The organism is Planotetraspora sp. A-T 1434, assembly GCF_025420585.1.
In the GTDB taxonomy this organism is placed as follows: domain Bacteria; phylum Actinomycetota; class Actinomycetes; order Streptosporangiales; family Streptosporangiaceae; genus JAOEGB01.
In genome coordinates this window covers 73,331-92,495 of sequence record NZ_JAOEGB010000017.1, presented here as the reverse complement: position 1 = coordinate 92,495, position 19,165 = coordinate 73,331, and the positions used below count along the sequence as shown (strand labels likewise).

Below are 19,165 nucleotides of genomic sequence, written 5' to 3'. Positions count from 1 at the left end.
AGGCGAGCCTAGTAGGGAGTACCACATATCGAGAAGTATTGTCTCATTAAATGAGACAACACTTAGGGCTTACTCTCCTCGACCAGCCATCGGGCGACGAAGTAGCCGACACCGTAAGGCGCGTCGTCGTAGAGCGACCCACCGAGGCGGCGTGTCGCCCGGCGGGCGCCCTCGACGGGTTCCGCGGCGCCGGCCAGGACCTGGAACGCGGCCCTGCCACCCACCCACAACTCCTCGGCCACAGCCGGATCGATCTCCAGGAGCCGGCCGGCCTCGGCGCTCGCCATCGCGTCGCCGAGCATCCGGTTGTACGGCGCCGCCAGCGGGTGCAGGTATCCGGGGGATTTCTCGGTGAGCCTGGCCGAGCCGTCCCCCATGGCGAGCAGCGCGACCCGGTCGGCCGATCGAGCGATCTCCCGGCCGAGCGCCACGCAATCGCCAGGAGACGCGTCGGCCGCGATCGCCTCGAACCGAAGGTCCGGCAGGACACCCGCAAGAGTTCGCTCGACGAGCCAGCGGCCAATGGTCAACGACAGCGGGAGGACGGGTTCACCCGCACCAACGCGGACATCCGCACCCCACGGTCGCATGGTGCCGGAGGCGTCCGCAGGATGGCGCGCGGACCTCTCCGCGCCTCCGACCACCACGAGGAGATCGGGCCGGGCCTCGGCGAGCGACCTGATGGCGGAGTCACATGCCGCACGGAGATCGTCGAGCTCGAAGGAGGCGGCACCGGCGAGTTCCGGCACGATTAGCGGGGGATGCGGACATACAGCGGCGGCGACCAGCACCCCACCACCTTATTTCGGGAAACGCGGTCGTCATGCGGCTGCGGGGATCCACACTGAGAGCGATAACGAAATAGACGCGGAACAATCACGGAAGAATTACGGCATTGTCGGACTTTTCCCCCTCACCGCGGCACCGGCGGGCCCGTACGGGTCTCGCCGTGGCGGGTGTCACCAGCGTCATCGCCATCGCCGGTCTCGGGATCACCATGGCCGCCGTGACACGTCACGACGCCACCCGTGAAGCCGAACGCTCCTGGGCACCCCAGCGAGGCGTGTTTCCGGCCGACACAGGGCCCGTTGAACTGACTCCCCGCCCCACGGGAGCCGTCGGAGCCATGGCCGGAGGCGCGCTCGGCGCGGAGCCGTCCCCCTCAAGTCCACCATCTCCCCCAACCGCGCCGTCCCTCTCAAGCCCGCCGCCCGCGACGCCCTCGCCCTCCGCGCACCGGCTGCCGGACAGTCCCAAGCCGCCCCCGGCAGGCCGTACGGAACCTCACGTGCCCGTCGCCGCGCCACCGAAGAGGTCCAAGACGTCCGAGACATCGAAGATCCCGAGACCCCGCCCGAATCCGGAGCCGCAGCCCAAGCCGGAACAGCCGAAACGGATGGCGCAACCCCCCGACGCGCCGAAGCAGGACCTGCCACGACCCGACGGACACCCACGGCCGGGACGGTTCCCGGATCCCTGCGCGACCTACGACGGCCTGCGCCGGGACTACTGTTACCAGGTGCTCGACGGCCTCACCGGAGGCTAGGTCGTGAGCGGCGCGGGAGCCGCGCAGGCGGCCGCGGGCTCGGGAGCGGGAGCCGGGCGGCCGATGGTCGGCATGCCGAGGCTGACCGTGTTCACCGACTCGTTCACCGGCTGCCCGGAGCGGGGCCGTCCCTGACGGGACTCCCAGGCGTCGCCGGCACGCGTACGGCGGACCGACAGCACCTTGTCGGCCACGAGGTGGTGCGGCGCCGCGTAGGTCACCTCGACGGTCACCATGTCCCCGGGGCGGGCGTCCACGGCGGCCAGGTGCACGAGGCGGTTGTCGGGAGCGCGGCCGGACAGGCGGTGAGTGGCGTCGTCCTTGCGGCCCTCGCCCTCGGCGATCAGGACCTCGAGGGTGCGGCCGGTCTGCTTCTTGTTCTCCTCCCAGGCGATCTCTTCCTGGAGGGCGACCAGCCGCTCGTACCGCTCCTGCACGACGACCTTGGGCACCTGGCCGTCCATCGTGGCGGCGGGGGTGCCGGGACGGATGGAGTACTGGAACGTGAAGGCGTTGGCGAAGCGTGACCGCCGCACGACGTCGAGGGTCTGCTGGAAGTCGTCCTCGGTCTCGCCGGGGAAGCCCACGATGATGTCGGTCGAGATGGCGGCGTCGGGCATGGCGGCGCGGACCCGCTCGATGATGCCGAGGTAGCGGTCGGAACGGTACGACCGCCGCATGGCCTTCAGCATCCGGTCGGAGCCCGACTGGAGCGGCATGTGGAGCTGGTGCATGACGTTCGGCGTCTCGGCCATGGCGGCGATGACGTCGTCGGTGAAGGCGGCGGGGTGCGGCGAGGTGAAGCGGACGCGCTCCAGCCCCTGGACGTCGCCGCAGGCCCGCAGCAGCTTGCCGAAGGCGAGCCGGTCGCCGAACTCGACGCCGTAGGTGTTGACGTTCTGCCCGAGCAGCGTGATCTCCAGGACGCCCTGGTCCACCAGGGTCCGGATCTCGTTGAGGATGTCCCCGGGGCGGCGGTCCTTCTCCTTGCCGCGCAGCGACGGCACGATGCAGAACGTGCAGGTGTTGTTGCACCCGACCGAGATCGCCACCCACGCGGCGTACGCCGACTCGCGCTTGGTCGGCAGCGTCGACGGGAAGGTCTCCAGGGATTCCTTGATCTCGACCTGGGCCTCTTCTGCGATGCGCGCCCGCTCCAGCAGCACCGGGAGCGACCCGATGTTGTGCGTGCCGAAGACGACGTCCACCCAGGGGGCCCTGCGGACGATCTCGCCCTGGTCCTTCTGCGCCAGGCAGCCGCCCACGGCGATCTGCATGCCCTCGCGGGCGAGCTTGATCGGCCTGAGGTGACCGAGGTTGCCGTAGAGCCGGTTGTCGGCGTTCTCCCGCACGGCGCACGTGTTGAACACGACGACGTCCGCCGTCTCCCCCTCCGGGGCGCGGACGTATCCGGCGTCCTCCAGCAGCCCGGACAGCCGCTCGGAGTCGTGCACGTTCATCTGGCAGCCGTAGGTGCGCACCTCGTACGTCCGGGTCGCGCCCTCGGTGCCCTGAGTGGTCACAGTCATCGCAATACAAGGTTAGGCGCTCCCCCACCCCTTCCCGTACCGCGCACAACCGATCACGATCCGTTCGATTCATACGACCCAGCGCTATATCGCCAGCTAGGCTGGCGTCCGCGAACGCGTGCGACAATGACAACGGACCGATGCCGAGAGTAATGAGCCGCGATCAAGCTCACGCTCGACCCCGCCGCGCTCGCCGAGCTCTGAACGCCTGGGACATAGTCCCGGGTGGCCGGCGGGGCAGGCCGGGAGAAATGTCCCGGTACGCAGGTATGAACGGGCTGTGATGCGATCGGTACCGTGTGGTTAGTGACTTGACGATATTGACAGCTTTACGTTGTTGACCATGACCGAGACCAGTGGTTCTGCCCCACTTGTCAACCTCGCGGCCGTCAACAAGCACTTCGGCGATCTCCATGTGCTGAAGGACATCGACCTGAGTGTCGCCCGCGGCGAGGTGGTCGTCGTCATCGGTCCCTCCGGTGGTGGCAAGTCCACGCTGTGCCGGGTGATCAACCGGCTGGAGACCATCGACTCGGGGACCATCACCTTCGACGGCCGGCAACTCCCGGCGGAGGGCAAGGCGCTCGCGAACCTCAGGTCCGAGGTCGGGATGGTGTTCCAGTCCTTCAACCTCTTCTCCCACAAGACGATCCTGGAGAACGTCACCCTCGGCCCGATCAGGGTGCGCGGAGTGCCCCGGCAGCAGGCGGAGCAGCGGGGCATGGAGCTGCTCGAACGGGTCGGCATCGCGTCCCAGGCCGCCAAGTATCCCGCCCAGCTCTCCGGCGGCCAGCAGCAGCGCACCGCCATCGCCCGCGCGCTGGCGATGGACCCCAAGATGATCCTCTTCGACGAGCCGACCTCGGCCCTCGACCCCGAGATGGTTCAGGAGGTGCTCGACGTCATGGTCGGCCTCGCCCGCGACGGCATGACGATGATGGTCGTCACCCACGAGATGGGCTTCGCCCGCCGGGCCGCCCACCGGGTCGTCTTCATGGCCGACGGCCAGATCGTCGAGCAGGGCGCGCCCGCCGACTTCTTCACCAGGCCCAGCACCGAACGAGCCCGGGACTTCCTCTCCAAGATCCTCACGCACTAATCCCCCGAAAGGTGACGCAGATGCGATTCGGAGCCTGCCTACTGGCGCTCGCGGCCCTGGCCACCAGCCTCACCGCGTGCGGCAAGTCGGGAGCGAGCTCGATCGTCGACAAGGCCAAGGACGACAAGAAGCTCGTCATCGGCATCAAGGTCGACCAGCCCGGCCTCGGGCTGAAGAAACCCGACGGCACCTACGCCGGGCTCGACGTGGACGTCGCCAGGTACGTCGCCAAGGAACTGGGCGTCCCCGAGAGCGGCATCACGTTCAAGGAGGCCCAGTCGGCCAACCGCGAGCCGTTCATCCAGCAGGGCCAGGTCGACATGGTCGTCGCCACCTACTCGATCACCGACGACCGCAAGAAGAAGATCTCCTTCGCCGGGCCGTACCTCATCACCGGGCAGGACATCCTGGTCCGCGCGGACGACGCCACCATCACGGATGTCGAGTCGCTCAAGGACAAGAAGGTCTGCGGCGCGCAGGGCTCGTCCTCACCGAAGCGGCTGGCCGAGAAGTTCGGCGCCGAGTGGGAGTCCAAGAACCTGACGCAGCAGCAGGGCTACGCGGCCTGCCTGCCGCTGCTGGAGAGCAAGCAGGTCGACGCCATCTCCACGGACGCGACGATCCTCGCCGGGTTCGCCACGCAGTTCCCCGGCAAGTTCAAGCTGATCGGCAAGCCGTTCTCGACCGAGAAGTACGGCATCGGCATCAAGAAGGACGACAAGTCCGGCCGGGACGCGATCAACAACGCGCTGGAGAAGATGTTCAAGGACGGAAGCTGGCGCAAGGCCATCGACGCCAACCTCGGCGAGTTCGGCAAGTTCTTCACCTCTCCACCGCCCGTCGAGCGTTACTGAGGTGGAGGCCGTCGTCGAAGAGCTTCCCGTCATCCTCCAGGCGTTCTGGCTGACGGTGAAGCTCACGGTGGTCAGCGGGGTCATCTCGCTGGTGTGGGGCACCGTGCTGGCGGCCATGCGGGTCAGCCCCCTGCCGGTGCTGCGGGGGGCGGGCACGGTGTACGTCAACATCCTCCGCAACACCCCGCTGACCCTCATCATCGTCTTCTGCGGCCTCGGCCTCGGCACGGTGATGAACGTCCAGTTCTCCGCGGACGACCTGTCCATCAACAGCTTCTGGCTGTCCACGATCGGGCTGTCGGCCTACACGGCGGCCTTCGTCTGCGAGGTCCTGCGGGCCGGCATCAACACGGTGCCGCTCGGCCAGGCGGAGGCGGCCCGGTCGATCGGCCTGACGTTCCCGCAGACGCTCCGGTTGATCATCCTTCCCCAGGCCTTCCGGGCGGTCATCGCGCCGTTCGGCAGCCTGCTCATCGCCCTGATCAAGAACACGACGGTGGCCGCCGCCATCGGCGTCGCGGAGGCGGCGCTGCGGATGAAGAACCTGTTCGACGCCCACGGAGACGCCGTCATCCCGATCTTCCTCGGGTTCGCGGCGGGCTTCGTGGTGCTGACCCTCCCCGTCGGCCTGCTGTTCGGCCGGCTGGCGAGGCGCATGGCGGTGACGCGATGAGCCGGGCGCCCGGGACACAGGCAACCGTGCTCTACGACGCCCCGGGCCCCCGGTCGCGGCTGCGCAACAGCGTCCTCACGCTGGTCTTCTGCGTGGTCCTGCTCCTGCTGGCCTATCTCGTCTGGACCAAATTCGAGGAGAAGGGCCAGTGGGACGGCAAGCTCTGGAGGCCGTTCCTCCAGGCGGACACCTGGACCGAGCTGATCCTCCCCGGCCTCTGGAACACCCTCGCCGCCGCCGCGGTGGCCGCCGTCCTCGCCCTCGTATTCGGGGCCGTCTTCGGCATCGCCCGGCTGTCGGACCACCGGTGGGTCAGGGCGCCGGCGGGCGTCGTCGTCGAGCTCTTCCGCGCGATCCCGCTCCTCATGCTGATCTTCTTCGCGCAGTACGGCGGGAGCCTCGCCGGCCTGGTCGTCACCGAGTTCACGGCCGTGGTCTTCGGCCTGACGCTCTACAACGGGTCGGTGCTGGCCGAGATCGTGCGGGCCGGCATCCGGGCGGTCCCGCGCGGCCAGTCGGAGGCGGGATACGCGACGGGCCTCCGGAAAAACCAGGTCATGCGGCTGATCCTGCTGCCCCAGGCGGTGACCTCGATGATGCCGGCGATCGTCGGCCAGCTCGTCGTGCTGCTCAAGGACACCGCGCTCGGGTTCGTCGTCGCCTACGCCGACCTGCTCAACGCGGGAGCCCGGGTCGTCCCGGCCAACTTCGGCAACCTCATCCCGTCGGTGATCGTCATCGCGGCGATCTACATCCTGATCAACCTCGCCCTGGGCTATCTGGCCAACCGGCTCGAACGGCGGAGCCGGCGCAGCCGCAAGGCCCCCGCCGCGCCGGTCGTGCGAGAGGTCGCCATGAGGTGAACTTTTGCCGTGTCGCTGCTTGGAGCCCGCCGTACGGCGCCTCGATATTGAGCGGGTGTGGCGTGGCGTTGCCGTGTTGACCGGCCTGGTGACCAGCATCGGGGCCGCGTTCCTCGCGGGCTGCGGGAACGCCGGCACCCTGGTCGTCGGCGTGCGTGCCGGATATCCCGGGCTGGTCACCCGCCTTCCGGACGGGGGATTCACCGGCTTCGACATAGCGATAGCGCACGACGTCGCCCGCCGGCTCGGCTACCGCGACGACCAGATCGTCTACACCGACGACACTGCCGGGGCGGACCTCGTCGTCGGCTCCGGCGGCCCTCGCTACGTCGCGGGGCCCTACCTCGTCACCAGCACCGACATCCTCGTCCGCGCCGGAGATTTGTCGATCCGCGGAACGAGGGACCTCGCGCGCAAGCGGGTCTGCGCCACCGATGCCTCCGCCAGGCGGCTCGTCGGCAGGTTCGGCGTGAAGTGGAAGAGCGCCTTCCTCGCGGAGGCCAACGTGCCGGCCGCCTGCGCGCCGCTGCTCGCCGACGGCAGGACCGACGCCATCGTGGCCGACGCCCCCGTCCTCGCCGGGTTGGAGGGGCAGTACCCCGGCCGCTTCCGGTTCAGCGGCAAGCCACTGTCCGCCGAGAAGTACGGCATAGCCGCCGGGTCGGCCTCGCTCCGCGACCAGGTCGACGAGGCGCTGCGCCATATGTTCGACGACGGCACCTGGAACCAGGCGGTCATCGATTACCTTGGAGTCCTCGCCACGCGTTACACCTCTCCCCCGGCCCTGGAAAAGGGATAATCGCGCCCGCGCGGCCCCCGTTTCCGGCAGGATGCCGTCATGCCCCCATGGGAGTCGCCGATCTCGACCGCCGATGTCGCCCGCTCCGGGTTGCGCCTGGGCTTCCCCACGGTGCTCGGTGACGAGGTGTGGTGGGAGGAGGACCGGCCGGCCGAAGCGGGCCGCCGGACCGTGGTCCACCGCGCCGCCGACGGGACCCGCCGCGAGCTGCTTCCCGCGCCCTGGGACGCCCGGACCCGCGTCCACGAGTACGGCGGGCGGTCGTACGCCGTCGTCCCCGGGCGGGGCCCCGGAGAAGGCTCCGGACAAGGCTCCGGACAAGGCCCTGGAAGAGGCCCTGGAAGAGGCCCTGGAAGAGGCCCCGAAAAAGGCATCGTCTTCGCCCACCACGCCGACCAGCGGCTCTACCTCCTCGACGGATCCGGCGAGCCCCGGCCGCTCACCCCCGAGCCCGACCAGCCCTGCGGCCTGCGCTACGCCGACCTGCTGGTCCACGAGGGGCCGGACGGGCCCGAGGTGTGGTGCGTCCAGGAGCGCCACCACCAGGACGCCAAGGTCACCCGGTCGATCGTCTCCATCCCGCTGTCGTCGGGCGACATCGTCGAGCGGGCCTCCGGCAGCGACTTCTACGCCTCCCCGGCGATCTCCCCCGACGGGGAGCACCTCGCCTACATCTGCTGGAACCACCCCCGGATGCCGTGGACCGGCACGGAACTGCGGATCACCAGCGTCACCGACGGCAGGTCGTGGACCATCAAGGGCGGCATCTCCGAGTCGGTGCTGGCCCCGTCATGGCGGGACGACCGGCACCTCTACCTCATCTCCGACTGGTCCGGCTGGTGGAACCTCTACCAGATCGGGATCTTCGGCACGTCGTCCCAGGCGCTCTATCCGGCTGAGGAAGAATTCGGCGGGCCGCTGTGGCAGCTCGGCGGCCGGCCGTACGTCGTGCTCGGCGACGGGAGGCTCGCGGTCCTGCACGGACAGGGAGACCTGCGCCTCGGCATCCTCGACCCCGGCACCGGGGTCCTCACCGACCTCGACGTGCCGTACGAGGGATGGGTGCAGGAGCTCGCCACCGACGGCACGACCCTCGCCGGGATCGCGTACGGCCCCCACGTGCCACGTTCAGTCGTCCGGGTCGACACCGTGACGGGCCGGGTCGAGGGGCTCCGGCGCGACGTCGCCGAGTTGCCCGACGTCGCCTACCTGCCCACGCCCCGGTCCGTCGACATCGAGGGCGGGCTGGGCCGCCGGGTGCACGCATACCTCTACCCGCCGGCCAATCCCGAGCACGCCGACGAGGGTGCCTCGCCGTACGTCGTCTTCGTGCACGGCGGGCCGACCTCCCACGCCATCACCGAGCTCAGCCTGGAGAAGGCGTTCTTCACCAGCCGCGGGATCGGCGTGCTCGACGTCAACTACGGAGGCTCCAGCGGGTACGGCCGGGCCTACCGGGAGCGCCTTCGCGGCCAGTGGGGCGTCACCGATGTCGAGGACGCCGTCGCGGCGGCCCAGTGGCTCGCGGCCGAGGGACTGGCCGACCCCGCGCGCATCGCCATCCGCGGGAGAAGCGCGGGCGGCTGGACGGTCATGGCCGCGTGCTGCGCGTCCGGAGTCTTCGCGGGAGGCGTCTCCGTCGCGGGGGTCAGCGCGCTCGCGCCGCTCGTGGCCGGGACGCACGACTTCGAGTCGCGCTACGTGGAGTGGCTGGTCGGCCCTGAGTCGGCGTACGGCTCCCGCGAGCCGCTGGCCCGCGCCGACCAGGTGACCTGCCCGATGCTGCTGATGCAGGGGCTCGCGGATCCCGTCGTGCCCCCGTCGCAGTCGGAGACCTTCGCCGACCGGCTGACGGCCCGGGGCGTGCCCTGCACCTACCTCACGTTCGAGGGCGAGGCCCACGGGTTCCGGCGACTGGAGAGCAAGACCGCCGCCCTGGCCGCCGAGCTGTCGTTCTACCTGCAGATCTTCTAACGGATCTTCCAACAGGTCTTCAACGGGTCTCTCAACGGGTCTTCTAACGGGTCTTCTAACGGGTCTTCTAACGGGCGAACTCGGTGGCGCGGGACTCCCGGACCACGGTGATCCGGATCTGGCCGGGGTAGGTCAGCTCCTCCTCGACCTGCTTGGCGACGTCTCGCGCGATCACCTGGGCCTGGATGTCGTCCACATTGTCGGGCCGCACCATCACGCGGATCTCGCGGCCCGCCTGCATGGCGAACACCTTGTCCACGCCCTCATACGACTGGGCGATCTCCTCCAGCCGCTCCAGGCGCTTCACGTAGGCCTCCAGCGACTCGCGCCGGGCACCGGGACGGCTGCCGCTGATCGCGTCGGCGGCCTGGGTCAGCACCGCCTCGACCGTCCGGACCTCCACCTCGTTGTGGTGGGCCTCGATCGCGTGGACGACGTCCTCGTGCTCGCCGTACCGGCGGGCGATCTCGGCTCCGATCAGCGCGTGGCTGCCCTCGACCTCGTGGGTGAGCGCCTTGCCGATGTCGTGCAGCAGGGCGCACCGCTTCACCAGATCGCGGTCGAGCCGCAGCTCGGACGCCATGATACCGGCGATGTGCGCCGACTCGATCAGGTGCTTCAGGACATTCTGCCCGTAGGAGGTGCGGTAGCGGAGCTGGCCGAGCAGCGTGATCAGCTCCGGGTGCATCTCGGTGATGCCCAGCTCGACCAGGGCGTCCTCACCGGCCCGGACGCACAGGTCCTGGACCTCGGCCTTGCTGCGGTCGTAGGCCTCCTCGATGCGCTGTGGGTGAATTCGGCCGTCGAGGACGAGCCGTTCCAGCGTGAGCCGGGCGGTCTCCCGCCGCACGGGGTCGAAGCAGGACAGCAGCACCGCTTCCGGTGTATCGTCGATGATCAGATTGACGCCCGTCGTGGACTCGAAGGCCCGGATGTTGCGGCCCTCCCGGCCGATGATGCGGCCTTTCATCTCATCGCCCGGCAGGTGCAGCACGCTGACCACTGATTCGGCGGTCTGCTCGGTCGCCACCCGCTGGACGGCCAGCGTCACGATCTTGCAGGCCCGCTTCTCCCCCTCCTTACGCGCCTCGCCCTCGATCTCCCGGACGATCAGCGCGGCCTCGCGCTTGGCCTGGTTCTCGATCTCCTTGACCAGCTCGCCCTTGGCCTGGTCGGCGGTGAGCCCGGCGACCCGCTCCAGGATCTCCCTGCGCCGCTCCGCGACCTGGTCGAGCTCCTCGCGGCGGTCGGCCAGCTCGGTCTCGGTCTCGGCCAGCTTCCTGGCCCGCTCGGACTGCCTCCTGGCCTCCTCGTCGAGCCGCTGCTCACGCTCGGCCAGCCGGTTCTCGCGGCGCTCGAGGTCGGAACGGAGCTCCTTGAGCTCGCTCTTGAGGATGCGCGACTCCTCCTCGACCTCCTTGCGCATCGCGGCCGCGCTCTCCACCAGAGACTCGGACTTCTTGACCGCGTCCAGCTCGGCCTTGGCGCGGATCTCCTCCGCCTCCTGCCTCGCCTGCTCCATGATCTCGGCCTTGACCTCGGCCAACTGCTCCGGAGACGGCCCGGCCGGCGTGACGACGCCCGAGGTGCGGCGCATGACGATGACGAGCGCGGCAATCGCCACGAGAGCCAGCATCACCACCGCAACCGCCAGAACGATCACGATCGTATTCATGCGCGCCCACGCCTCTCGCCTCGCGACTTTCCCGCAAGCGAAGGGTCACACGCGCAGCACGGCAGAGCCCGGTGGCGTCACCAGGACAAATATCGTCGCGATAACCGGGCACCCGGCATCTCGTCCGTCGTCGTTCACCGTTATGGCAATCCGCGCTGCGCGGAGTAACTCCTCACTGCGGTCGAGATTAAGCGTCAGAGAGGTAACGAGCAAGCAAAGACCGTCTGTCAAGCGACATTCGGCCTGGCATGCTTGCTCATCCGAACTCCTCGGGTAGGTCCTCCGCCTCCACGCCCTCGGCTTCGAGCGCCTCACGGACCACGCGGAACGCCAGGCCGGGCGAATACCCCTTGCGGGCGAGCATCCCGACCAACCGGCGGGTCCGCGCCTTCGGCTCCACGCCGCGCGTGGCGGCCAGTTTCCGGGTCACCAGCGTGCGGGCGGTCTCGACCTCCTGATCCGGATCGAGCTGCTCCACCGCGTCCTTGACGGTCTCCTCGTCGACCCCGCGATGCCGCAACTCCTGGGCGAGGGCCCGGCGCGCGAGCCCCCGTCCGTGATGCCTGGAGCTCACCCACGCCGCGGCGAACGCCTCGTCGTCGATGAGCCCGACCTCGGAGAACCGTTCCAGTACGGCTTCCGCCGCCTCCTCGGGCACCTCCCGCTTGCGCAGCGCCTCGGCCAACTGAGCTCGCGTCCGTGGGGCCATCGTCAGCAACCGGAGGCAGATCGCCCTCGCCACCGCCTGAGGATCGGCATCCGGCCCCTCGCTCGCGAGGGAGCCCTCCTCCGGCCCGTCGGGCGACCAGCCTGACCGCTTTCCCCGCCCCCGGCTTCGGCTCCCACCAGAGCTTCCGCTCCGTTGCCGGCCCCTGGCGCGCGATGCCCTCTCACCGGATCGTTCTCCGGCCCGCTGGCCGGATCTCTCGCCGGATCCCACACTGGCCCGCTCGCCGCCGACTCCTCCTGTGCCACCGACGCCACTCGCGCCGCCGGGAAGGTCGCCGTGAGGGCCTGTGCCCTCGCGACGCCGGATCTGCTCGCGGAGGTCGTCGAGCGCGGCGGAGGATTCCCGTGCGCGTGCTTCTCGGGAAGCACCAGGGAGATCCCAGGGGCCGGAGGTCCAGTCCCCCGGCCCGATCTCGTCGGACGGGCCGGGGTTCTCGTCGCGCCTCATGGCTGTGATCAGACGTCACCCGGCTTGGGCGCGGCGGCCTTCGCGCCCCGCCCGGACGCCGGAGCCGCCGGGGCGGCGGGAGCGGCGGGAGCGGCGGCGGCCGCCTCTGCCGGGGTATCCAGGCGCGGCCCGACCCCGAGCTTCTCCTTGATCTTCTTCTCGATCTCGTTGGCGATGTCGGGGTTGTTCTTCAGGAAGTTGCGGGCGTTCTCCTTGCCCTGCCCGAGCTGGTCGCCCTCGTAGGTGTACCAGGCACCGGCCTTGCGCACGAACCCGTGCTCGACCCCCATGTCGATGAGGCCGCCCTCGCGCGAGATGCCGATGCCGTACAGGATGTCGAAGTCGGCCTGCCGGAAGGGCGGGGCCATCTTGTTCTTGACGACCTTCACCCGCGTCCGGTTGCCGACGGGCTCCGTGCCGTCCTTGAGCGTCTCGATCCTCCGGACATCCAGCCGCACCGACGCGTAGAACTTCAGCGCCTTACCACCCGTGGTGGTTTCGGGCGATCCGAACATCACGCCGATCTTCTCGCGGAGCTGGTTGATGAAGATGGCGGTGGTCCGGGTCTGGTTGAGGGCGCCGGCGACCTTGCGGAGGGCCTGGGACATGAGGCGGGCCTGGAGGCCGACGTGGCTGTCGCCCATCTCGCCCTCGATCTCGGCCTTCGGCACCAGCGCCGCCACCGAGTCGATGACGATGATGTCCACCGCGCCGGAGCGGATCAGCATGTCGGCGATTTCGAGGGCCTGCTCACCGGTGTCCGGCTGGGAGACGAGCAGCGCGTCCACGTCGACGCCGAGCTTCTTCGCGTATTCCGGGTCGAGGGCGTGCTCGGCGTCGATGAACGCGGCGATCCCGCCGCCCTTCTGCGCGTTGGCCACGGCGTGCAGCGCCACGGTCGTCTTACCCGAGGACTCCGGACCGTAGACCTCCACGATCCGGCCGCGGGGGAAGCCGCCGATGCCGAGGGCGACGTCGAGAGCGATCGCGCCGGTCGGGATGACCTCGATCGGGGCACGCGCGTCGTCGCCGAGACGCATGACGGAGCCCTTGCCGAACTGCCGCTCGATTTGCGCGAGGGCGGTCTCAAGGGCCTTCTCGCGGTCGTTGATTGCCATTGGGTGCCCCCTGGAAGGGTCGTCGTCTGCTCGGTCACCGGAAAGCTACGGGGTGCCACCGACATTTTTCCTGAGCTTCCCGCATTCGCGCCTCAGAAGCTCGCCGCAGTCTGCCGCACCCCGGCGGCGACCCCTTCAATATAGCCGAACGACTGTTCGATCACCTACCGAACACGCCATCGCCCGGCACCCCAACTCCGCCGTTACATTCCCGGGCATTACCTCCCAGTGGTTGTTTGCCTACTGACCTGCGGCGATCCTTAGATGAAAGCCGGATCCCCCTCCCCAAGGCGGCCATGTGACGAGCACCAGCGCGTACGGTCCGCAGCGCCGTACCCTCCTGGAGGCGCTCGCGGGGCGACTTCCCGACCACGGCCTCGTCGGCCAGCTGCTCGGCGGGGACGATCCCATGCTGTGGGTCTGGCACCCCCGGACCGGCAAGCAGACGATCGTCTTCGCCTCGCCCGCGAAGGACGGCTGGCTCTTCCTGTGGTCGCCGGACGGCCAGGAGGACGCCGAGGATCCCGGCCTCGCGGCCGAAACCATCAGCAAGCTCCTCTCCAGCACCGGCTGACGCGCCCGATGAGCGAGCCTCTCGCCGTTGACGGGGCGGGCAACGCGCTGGTGGCCTTCCATCGCGTCGCGGAGGATGTCCGTTTCGACCACGCCTTCAATGACGCCCCACTGCCGGCGTCCTTGGTCGCTCTCTGGTGCGGCGACCGGCTCCTGCTCGTGTTCGACCGGTTTCGCGGGCAGTGGGAGCTGCCCGGCGGCATGATCGATCCAGGGGAGACGCCACGCGAGGCGGCTGTGCGCGAGTTGCGGGAGGAGACCGGTCACGAGGTGGCCGACCTGGACTTCGCCGGGTATGCCGAGTTCCTTCTCAGAGGCCGCGCGGAATACGCAGCCATCTACACCGCTCAGGCCACGCCGCAGTCCGGCTTCACTGCGAACGACGAGATCGCCGACCTCACGTGGTGGGACGGCCGCGAATCGCTGCCCGGCAAGGTCCAGATCATCGACGTAACCCTTGGCCGCCTTGCCGCAAGGCTTCTGTCAGCTTGACGCGGGCGCCGGTGCGGAGGACGGCCCTCTCGTAGATCCGGGCCCCGGCCAGCAGCATGACGACCACGGCCACCACCATGAGGGCCGCCGACAGGGCGACCTCTCCGACCGGCACCTCGGCCGCCGCCGTGCGCACCGGCATGACCATTGAGGAGAACGGCGGCACCAGCGACAGGATGTGGGCGACCGTGCCCGTGGGCTGGACGGCGGCGAGATACGCCACCAGGTAGGTGAGAGTCATCAGCATCGTCATCGGCGTCAGCACGGTGTTGAGCTCCTCCTGGCGGGAGACCAGCGAGCCGAACGCGGCGGCGAGCGCGGAGAAGAAGGCGTAGCCGAGCACGAACCACAAGACCGCGCCGATCACGATGCCGGCCATGTCCGGCGGGAGATCGGCGGCGAGCCCGGTGGCGGCGGACGCGCCCAGGCCGGCGCCGATGACGACCCCAAGGTTGATCAAGCCCAGCGCGCCCAGGCCGACGATCTTCCCGCCGAGCAGCTCCCACGGCCGTACCGAGGTGAGAAGGATCTCCACGATCCGGTTGCCCTTCTCCTCGACGACGCCCATCGCGACGTACATGGCCGAATAGATGAGCAGGAAGAACAGCACCAGCACCAGCAGTGTCGCGATGCCGGTGCGCACCCCCTTGCCGGTCCCCATGGACTCCACGCGCAGCGGCGTGATCTCGAGGCCGGCCGCCTTGATCCGAGCCTCGCGATGCGCGCTCTCCAGGATCAGCCCGAGTCCCCGGTCGAGCTCGCCGTCGGCCAGGACCTTCTGGTCGTCGATCAGGGCGGCGTCGGCGTCCCCCTCGGTCACCCCCTTGCGTGCGGCCGCCTCATCCGGATATTTCGTGAACTTGACCTGGCCGACGGCGGCGGGGACGGCGCCCACCACACCGACCGTGTAAGTGTCGGGACCGGAGAACAACTTCGGCACGAACGCCGCCGCGACCACCAGCGACGCGCTGATCGCGAGGCTGATGAGGAAACCCTTCGTCCTGATGCGCGTGCGGATCTCCCGCCGCGCGACCAGCAACAGCCCGTTCATGCGACAGCCTCCCTGAAGATCTCCGCGAGCGTGGGCCGCTGCCATCCGAAATGCTCGACCGTTCCTGCCTGTACGGCGGTGCGGAGGATCTCCTGATCGTCCCCGCCCTCGCTGATGAGCACCTGGCGATCGCCTTCGGCCGTGACTCTGCCCGGCAGCCCGTCGGCCCAGCCGGGGGACGCACCCCGGACGATGACCTTTATGCGGCCCTCCCTTTCGCGGAGAGCGGCGACAGCCCCCGAGGCCACCATCCACCCGTGCGAGATGATGCCGACCGAGTCGCAGAGCCGTTCGACCAGGTCGAGCTGGTGGCTGGAGAAGATCACCGGCACTCCGGACGCGGCCCTGTCCTTGAGCACGCCGGCCAGCGCGTCCACCGCGAGCGGGTCCAGGCCCGAGAACGGCTCGTCGAGCACCAGGACCGCGGGGGCGTGCACGAGCGCGACCGCGAGCTGGACGCGCTGCTGGTTGCCCAGGGACAGCGCCTCCACCGCGTCGTCGCGCCGCCCGGCCAGCCCGAGCCGCTCGAGCAGTTCGCCGGTGGCCTGGCGGGCGGCGGCCTGGCCGAGCCCGCGTAGCCTGCCGAAGTATTCGACCTGGTCGGCCACCTTCATCTTCTGGTAGAGCCCGCGCTCCTCGGGCATGTAGCCGAACCGGCGGCGGTCCTCGTATGTCAGAGCACGACCGGAATGGCGCACCTCGCCCGAGTCCGCCTGGAGCACCCCCATGATGATCCGCATGGTGGTCGTCTTGCCTGCGCCGTTCGCACCGACGAAGCCGAACATCTCGCCCGGCCGTACGGCGAAGCTCACCCCGTCGAGCGCGGTCGTGTCTCCGTAGCGTTTGCGCAGTTCCTGGATTTCAAGCACGGGGGATCCCTTCAGTGATCCGGCGGAGCACGTCGGTGTAGGCGGTGAACGCGTCCCGTCCGCGGTCGGTCAGCGAGAGCCACGTGCGCGCCCGCTTTCCGACGAAGGTCTTCTCCACGCGGATGTATCCGGCCTCTTCGAGCGTGAGGATGTGCTTGGAGAGCAGGGAGTCGCTGACCTCGATCGTGTCGCGCAGGAACCGGAAGTCGGCCTTCTCCGCCGCCGCCAGGGCCGCCATGATCGACAGCCGGACCGGCGCGTGGATGACCTCGTCCAGCTCGTGTCGCGGGTGCGTGGTCATCCCTTCCCCAGAATCCGCCACCCGGCATACATCGGGGGCAGCGCCGCGATCACGGATATCGCGACGAGAGCGGCGATCCAGCCGGGCGAGGGCCGTTCCGGCATGAGGAACGTGCCGAAGACGAACACCAGCAGCGTGGTCACGGTGTATGCCGCCGTCACCGAGCGGCTGGTCCGGTTGAAAAGCCGGTCGTGCACCCGCCTTCGCACGCAGTAGACACACAACGCGATCGTCAGCGCGACCCAGCCCACGCCCCCGGCAAGCGGCACCAGGCCGCGGCCGAGGAACATGGCGGGCCAGTAGGCCACCGTGGCGACCCCCATGATCAGGAACATCCAGCCGCCGCCGCGCGCGGAATGCCGGATCCGCTGATCCACCCGGCCGATCTCCTGCAGTGCCTGGTCAGGGGAGAGTTCTTCGGCGTTCATTCGCTTCCTCCTGGCTCATGTATTCAACACGATAACAAGCACTCAACTACCATTCAAGTAGATGAGCGCGAGGAAGCTTGACCGCAAGCGGGGGAAGGGAGTCAGCGAAGCCTGGCGTCCACCTCGACGACCTGGCAGACGGCGTGCCAGACCTGCTTGGCCGCCACACCGTCGGCGAGGGCCTGCTCGACCGTCCGCCCACCCAGACCCGCGATGACGTAGTCCCTGGCCCACGACTCCGCGTATGCCTCGCCGAAATGGCGGTGCATCCGGTTCCAGAAGTCAGTGAGGCGCATGGTTCCAGTATGGCCGCCCGTTCAGAGCACTCGCGTGCCGTACATCTCGCCGAGCGGGTCGGCGAGCAGTTCGAGGCGCGCGCCGTCCGGGTCGCGGAAGTAGATCGAGGTGCCGCCCTCCTCCTGGTACGGCACGCCGGCGGCGTCGAGCCTGCCCCTCAGCCGCTCCCAGGTGGACGGCTCCACCGAGATCGCGATGTGGTGCAGCCCGCCCAGGACCTCCTTGTACGGCTCCAGGTCGAGCCCCGGGAGGTCGAAGAACGCCAGCAGGTTGCCGTTGCCGATGTCGAAGAAGAAGTGGTTGGAGCCCCGGTAGTCCCGGTTCTCGAAGATCTCCGTGAGAGGGAACTCCAGGAGCTCGTCATAGAAGCGGATCGTGCGGCCGACGTCGGATGAGATCAGCGCGAAGTGGTGCAGACCCCTCGCGCTGCTCGGGCCACGGCGCTCGCTCAGGTAGCGCCCGCGGATGCGCTCGCGCTCCGCCTCGATGGCCGCGTAGTCAATGTCCATGCCTACATGGTCGCAAGGATCTCCTCCACGATGCCGATCGTGGTGTTGGGGTGGAGGAAGGCGAACCTGGCCACGGTCTCGCCCTCCCAGCCGGTGGGCGTGACGAAGCCGATCTGCCCCGCGAGCAGGCGCTCCGACCAGCTCCGGTAGTCGTCGTGCGTCCAGCCCCTCCGCCGGAACAGCACGGCCGACAGCGTCGGCTCCCGGATCAGTTCGAGCTTCTCGTTCTCCCTGATCAGGTCCGCGCTGCGCCGGGCGAGGGACAGGGCCTTCTCGATCGCCTCCGTGTACGCGCCGACGCCGTGGACGGCGAGGGAGAACCACAGCGGCAGGCCGCGGGCGCGCCTGGTCAGGTGGTAGGCGTAGTCGGTGGGGTTCCAGTCCTCCTCCTCACCGGTGTGCAGGACGTCGAGGTAGGACGCGTCCTGCGTGTGCACCGCCTTGGCGAGGCGCGGGTTCCGGTACAGCAGGGCCGCGCAGTCGAAGGGCGCGAACAGCCACTTGTGCGGGTCGACGACGAAGGAGTCCGCGTGCTCGATGCCGTCGTACAACCCCCGCACCGAAGGGGCGAACAGCCCGGCTCCGCCGTACGCGCCGTCCACGTGGAACCACAGGTCATGCTCCCGGGCGACCTCGGCGACGCCGGCCAGGTCGTCGATGATGCCCGCGTTGGTGGTGCCGCAGGTCGCCACGACGGCGATCACGTCACCGGCCTCGTCGCCCTCCAGCGCCGCGCGGAGGGCCTCGCCGGTGAGGCGGTGGTCGCTCGTCTTCACGACCAGCGGGTCCACGCCGATGATGTTGAGCGTGTTCGTGATCGAGGAGTGCGCCTGGTCGCTCACCGCGACGCGCGGCCTCCCCGCCGTACGGCGGGCCGCGTCACGCGCGACGACCAGAGCGGACAGATTGGCGGCGCTCCCACCGGAGACGAAGCAGCCGCCCGCCGTGCCGGGCATGCCCGCCTTGTCGGCGATCAGGCGCAGCACCTGGTTCTCCGCGGCGATCGCGCCGGAGGCCTCCAGCCAGGAGATGCCCTGCAACGAGGCGCAGGAGACGACCATGTCGAAGAGCAGCGCGGCCTTGGTGGGGGCGGCGGGGATGAACGACAGGAACCGCGGGCTGTCGGCCGAGATGACCGAGGGAGCGAGCTGGTCGGCGTAGATGTCCAGCACCTTGGCCGGATCGTTCCCTTCGGCGTTGATCAGCCCCGCGAGTGCTATGTCCAGCTTGTCCTTGACGCCGGGGTGGTCCAGCGGGACGGGATCCATGGCCAGCCGGTCTCTCATGTAGGAGAAGACCAGATCGGTGAGCCGCTCGTCGTAGTCATGCACCGGGCAA

Annotated in this window: 21 protein-coding genes; 9 read left to right on the top strand and 12 right to left on the bottom strand. The window is 69.2% G+C overall.

The window, feature by feature from the left end; translation table 11 throughout:
- Positions 1–62 precede the first annotated feature (62 nt).
- Positions 63–791, bottom strand: coding sequence for a class III extradiol dioxygenase subunit B-like domain-containing protein (locus N5079_RS22195; RefSeq protein WP_261585892.1), 729 nt, complete (start codon positions 789–791; stop codon positions 63–65).
- Positions 792–1,396: 605 nt separating this feature from the next.
- Between N5079_RS22195 and N5079_RS22190 the strand changes: the two genes are divergently transcribed.
- Positions 1,397–1,546, top strand: a complete 150-nt coding sequence (locus N5079_RS22190; RefSeq protein WP_261585891.1) for a hypothetical protein — start codon at positions 1,397–1,399, stop codon at positions 1,544–1,546.
- Here the strand turns inward: N5079_RS22190 and miaB are convergent.
- A complete protein-coding gene (gene miaB, locus N5079_RS22185; protein ID WP_261585890.1) occupies positions 1,543–3,075 on the bottom strand; it encodes a tRNA (N6-isopentenyl adenosine(37)-C2)-methylthiotransferase MiaB in 1,533 nt (510 codons plus the stop codon). The genes N5079_RS22190 and miaB overlap by 4 nt on opposite strands.
- Positions 3,076–3,418: 343 nt before the next feature.
- Here miaB and N5079_RS22180 point away from each other — a divergent pair, with 343 nt between their 5' ends.
- Genes N5079_RS22180 through N5079_RS22155 form a run of 6 tightly spaced genes read left to right on the top strand, consistent with a single transcriptional unit; the run spans position 3,419 to position 9,337 of the window.
- Positions 3,419–4,174 (top strand): amino acid ABC transporter ATP-binding protein, encoded by a 756-nt coding sequence (locus N5079_RS22180; RefSeq protein WP_261585889.1) that lies wholly within the window; start codon positions 3,419–3,421, stop codon positions 4,172–4,174.
- 20 nt (positions 4,175–4,194) lie between these two features.
- Positions 4,195–5,028, top strand: coding sequence for a glutamate ABC transporter substrate-binding protein (locus N5079_RS22175; RefSeq protein ID WP_261585888.1), 834 nt, complete (start codon positions 4,195–4,197; stop codon positions 5,026–5,028).
- A 1-nt stretch (position 5,029) separates the two neighbouring features.
- Positions 5,030–5,701, top strand: a complete 672-nt coding sequence (locus N5079_RS22170; protein WP_261585887.1) for an amino acid ABC transporter permease — start codon at positions 5,030–5,032, stop codon at positions 5,699–5,701.
- Entirely contained in the window at positions 5,698–6,564 is an 867-nt protein-coding gene (locus tag N5079_RS22165) for an amino acid ABC transporter permease (protein ID WP_261585886.1), read from the top strand. The genes N5079_RS22170 and N5079_RS22165 overlap by 4 nt, the downstream gene beginning before the upstream one ends.
- A gap of 55 nt (positions 6,565–6,619) precedes the next feature.
- Positions 6,620–7,363, top strand: a complete 744-nt coding sequence (locus N5079_RS22160; RefSeq protein WP_261585885.1) for a transporter substrate-binding domain-containing protein — start codon at positions 6,620–6,622, stop codon at positions 7,361–7,363.
- Between the two features lie 39 nt (positions 7,364–7,402).
- A complete protein-coding gene (locus N5079_RS22155) occupies positions 7,403–9,337 on the top strand; it encodes a S9 family peptidase (RefSeq protein ID WP_261585884.1) in 1,935 nt (644 codons plus the stop codon).
- 67 nt (positions 9,338–9,404) lie between these two features.
- Here N5079_RS22155 and rny read toward each other — a convergent pair whose 3' ends face one another.
- The 3 genes from rny to recA form a co-directional block, all read right to left on the bottom strand.
- Positions 9,405–11,012 carry a ribonuclease Y gene (rny, locus tag N5079_RS22150; protein WP_261585883.1) on the bottom strand — a complete coding sequence of 536 codons (1,608 nt, stop codon included), beginning with the start codon at positions 11,010–11,012 and terminating at the stop codon, positions 9,405–9,407.
- Between the two features lie 256 nt (positions 11,013–11,268).
- Positions 11,269–12,189, bottom strand: coding sequence for a recombination regulator RecX (recX, locus tag N5079_RS22145; protein ID WP_261585882.1), 921 nt, complete (start codon positions 12,187–12,189; stop codon positions 11,269–11,271).
- Positions 12,190–12,197: 8 nt separating this feature from the next.
- Positions 12,198–13,307, bottom strand: coding sequence for a recombinase RecA (gene recA, locus N5079_RS22140; RefSeq protein ID WP_261585881.1), 1,110 nt, complete (start codon positions 13,305–13,307; stop codon positions 12,198–12,200).
- 298 nt (positions 13,308–13,605) lie between these two features.
- On the opposite strand from recA, the gene N5079_RS22135 reads away from it, so the two are divergent.
- Both N5079_RS22135 and N5079_RS22130 read left to right on the top strand, forming a co-directional pair.
- Positions 13,606–13,881 carry a hypothetical protein gene (locus N5079_RS22135; protein WP_261585880.1) on the top strand — a complete coding sequence of 92 codons (276 nt, stop codon included), beginning with the start codon at positions 13,606–13,608 and terminating at the stop codon, positions 13,879–13,881.
- A gap of 8 nt (positions 13,882–13,889) precedes the next feature.
- Positions 13,890–14,372: an NUDIX hydrolase gene (locus N5079_RS22130; RefSeq protein WP_261585879.1), complete on the top strand. Its 483-nt coding sequence runs from the start codon at positions 13,890–13,892 to the stop codon at positions 14,370–14,372.
- Here N5079_RS22130 and N5079_RS22125 read toward each other — a convergent pair.
- From N5079_RS22125 to N5079_RS22095, 7 genes are all read right to left on the bottom strand, one after another.
- Positions 14,323–15,423, bottom strand: a complete 1,101-nt coding sequence (locus N5079_RS22125; RefSeq protein ID WP_261585878.1) for an ABC transporter permease — start codon at positions 15,421–15,423, stop codon at positions 14,323–14,325. The genes N5079_RS22130 and N5079_RS22125 overlap by 50 nt on opposite strands.
- The gene (locus tag N5079_RS22120) at positions 15,420–16,292 is read right to left on the bottom strand and encodes an ABC transporter ATP-binding protein (protein WP_261585877.1); all 873 of its coding nucleotides are present in this window, start codon (positions 16,290–16,292) and stop codon (positions 15,420–15,422) included. The genes N5079_RS22125 and N5079_RS22120 overlap by 4 nt, the downstream gene beginning before the upstream one ends.
- Entirely contained in the window at positions 16,285–16,593 is a 309-nt protein-coding gene (locus N5079_RS22115; protein WP_261585876.1) for a winged helix-turn-helix domain-containing protein, read from the bottom strand. Before N5079_RS22115 ends, N5079_RS22120 begins: the two co-directional genes overlap by 8 nt.
- On the bottom strand, positions 16,590–17,021 hold the full coding sequence (locus tag N5079_RS22110) for a hypothetical protein (protein ID WP_261585875.1): 432 nt from the start codon (positions 17,019–17,021) through the stop codon (positions 16,590–16,592). The genes N5079_RS22115 and N5079_RS22110 overlap by 4 nt, the downstream gene beginning before the upstream one ends.
- 101 nt (positions 17,022–17,122) lie before the next feature.
- The gene (locus N5079_RS22105) at positions 17,123–17,317 is read right to left on the bottom strand and encodes a DUF3046 domain-containing protein (protein ID WP_261585874.1); all 195 of its coding nucleotides are present in this window, start codon (positions 17,315–17,317) and stop codon (positions 17,123–17,125) included.
- A 21-nt stretch (positions 17,318–17,338) separates the two neighbouring features.
- Positions 17,339–17,827, bottom strand: a complete 489-nt coding sequence (locus N5079_RS22100; RefSeq protein ID WP_261585873.1) for a VOC family protein — start codon at positions 17,825–17,827, stop codon at positions 17,339–17,341.
- Positions 17,828–17,829: 2 nt separating this feature from the next.
- Positions 17,830–19,158, bottom strand: a complete 1,329-nt coding sequence (locus N5079_RS22095; RefSeq protein ID WP_261585872.1) for a pyridoxal phosphate-dependent decarboxylase family protein — start codon at positions 19,156–19,158, stop codon at positions 17,830–17,832.
- Positions 19,159–19,165: the final 7 nt, after the last annotated feature.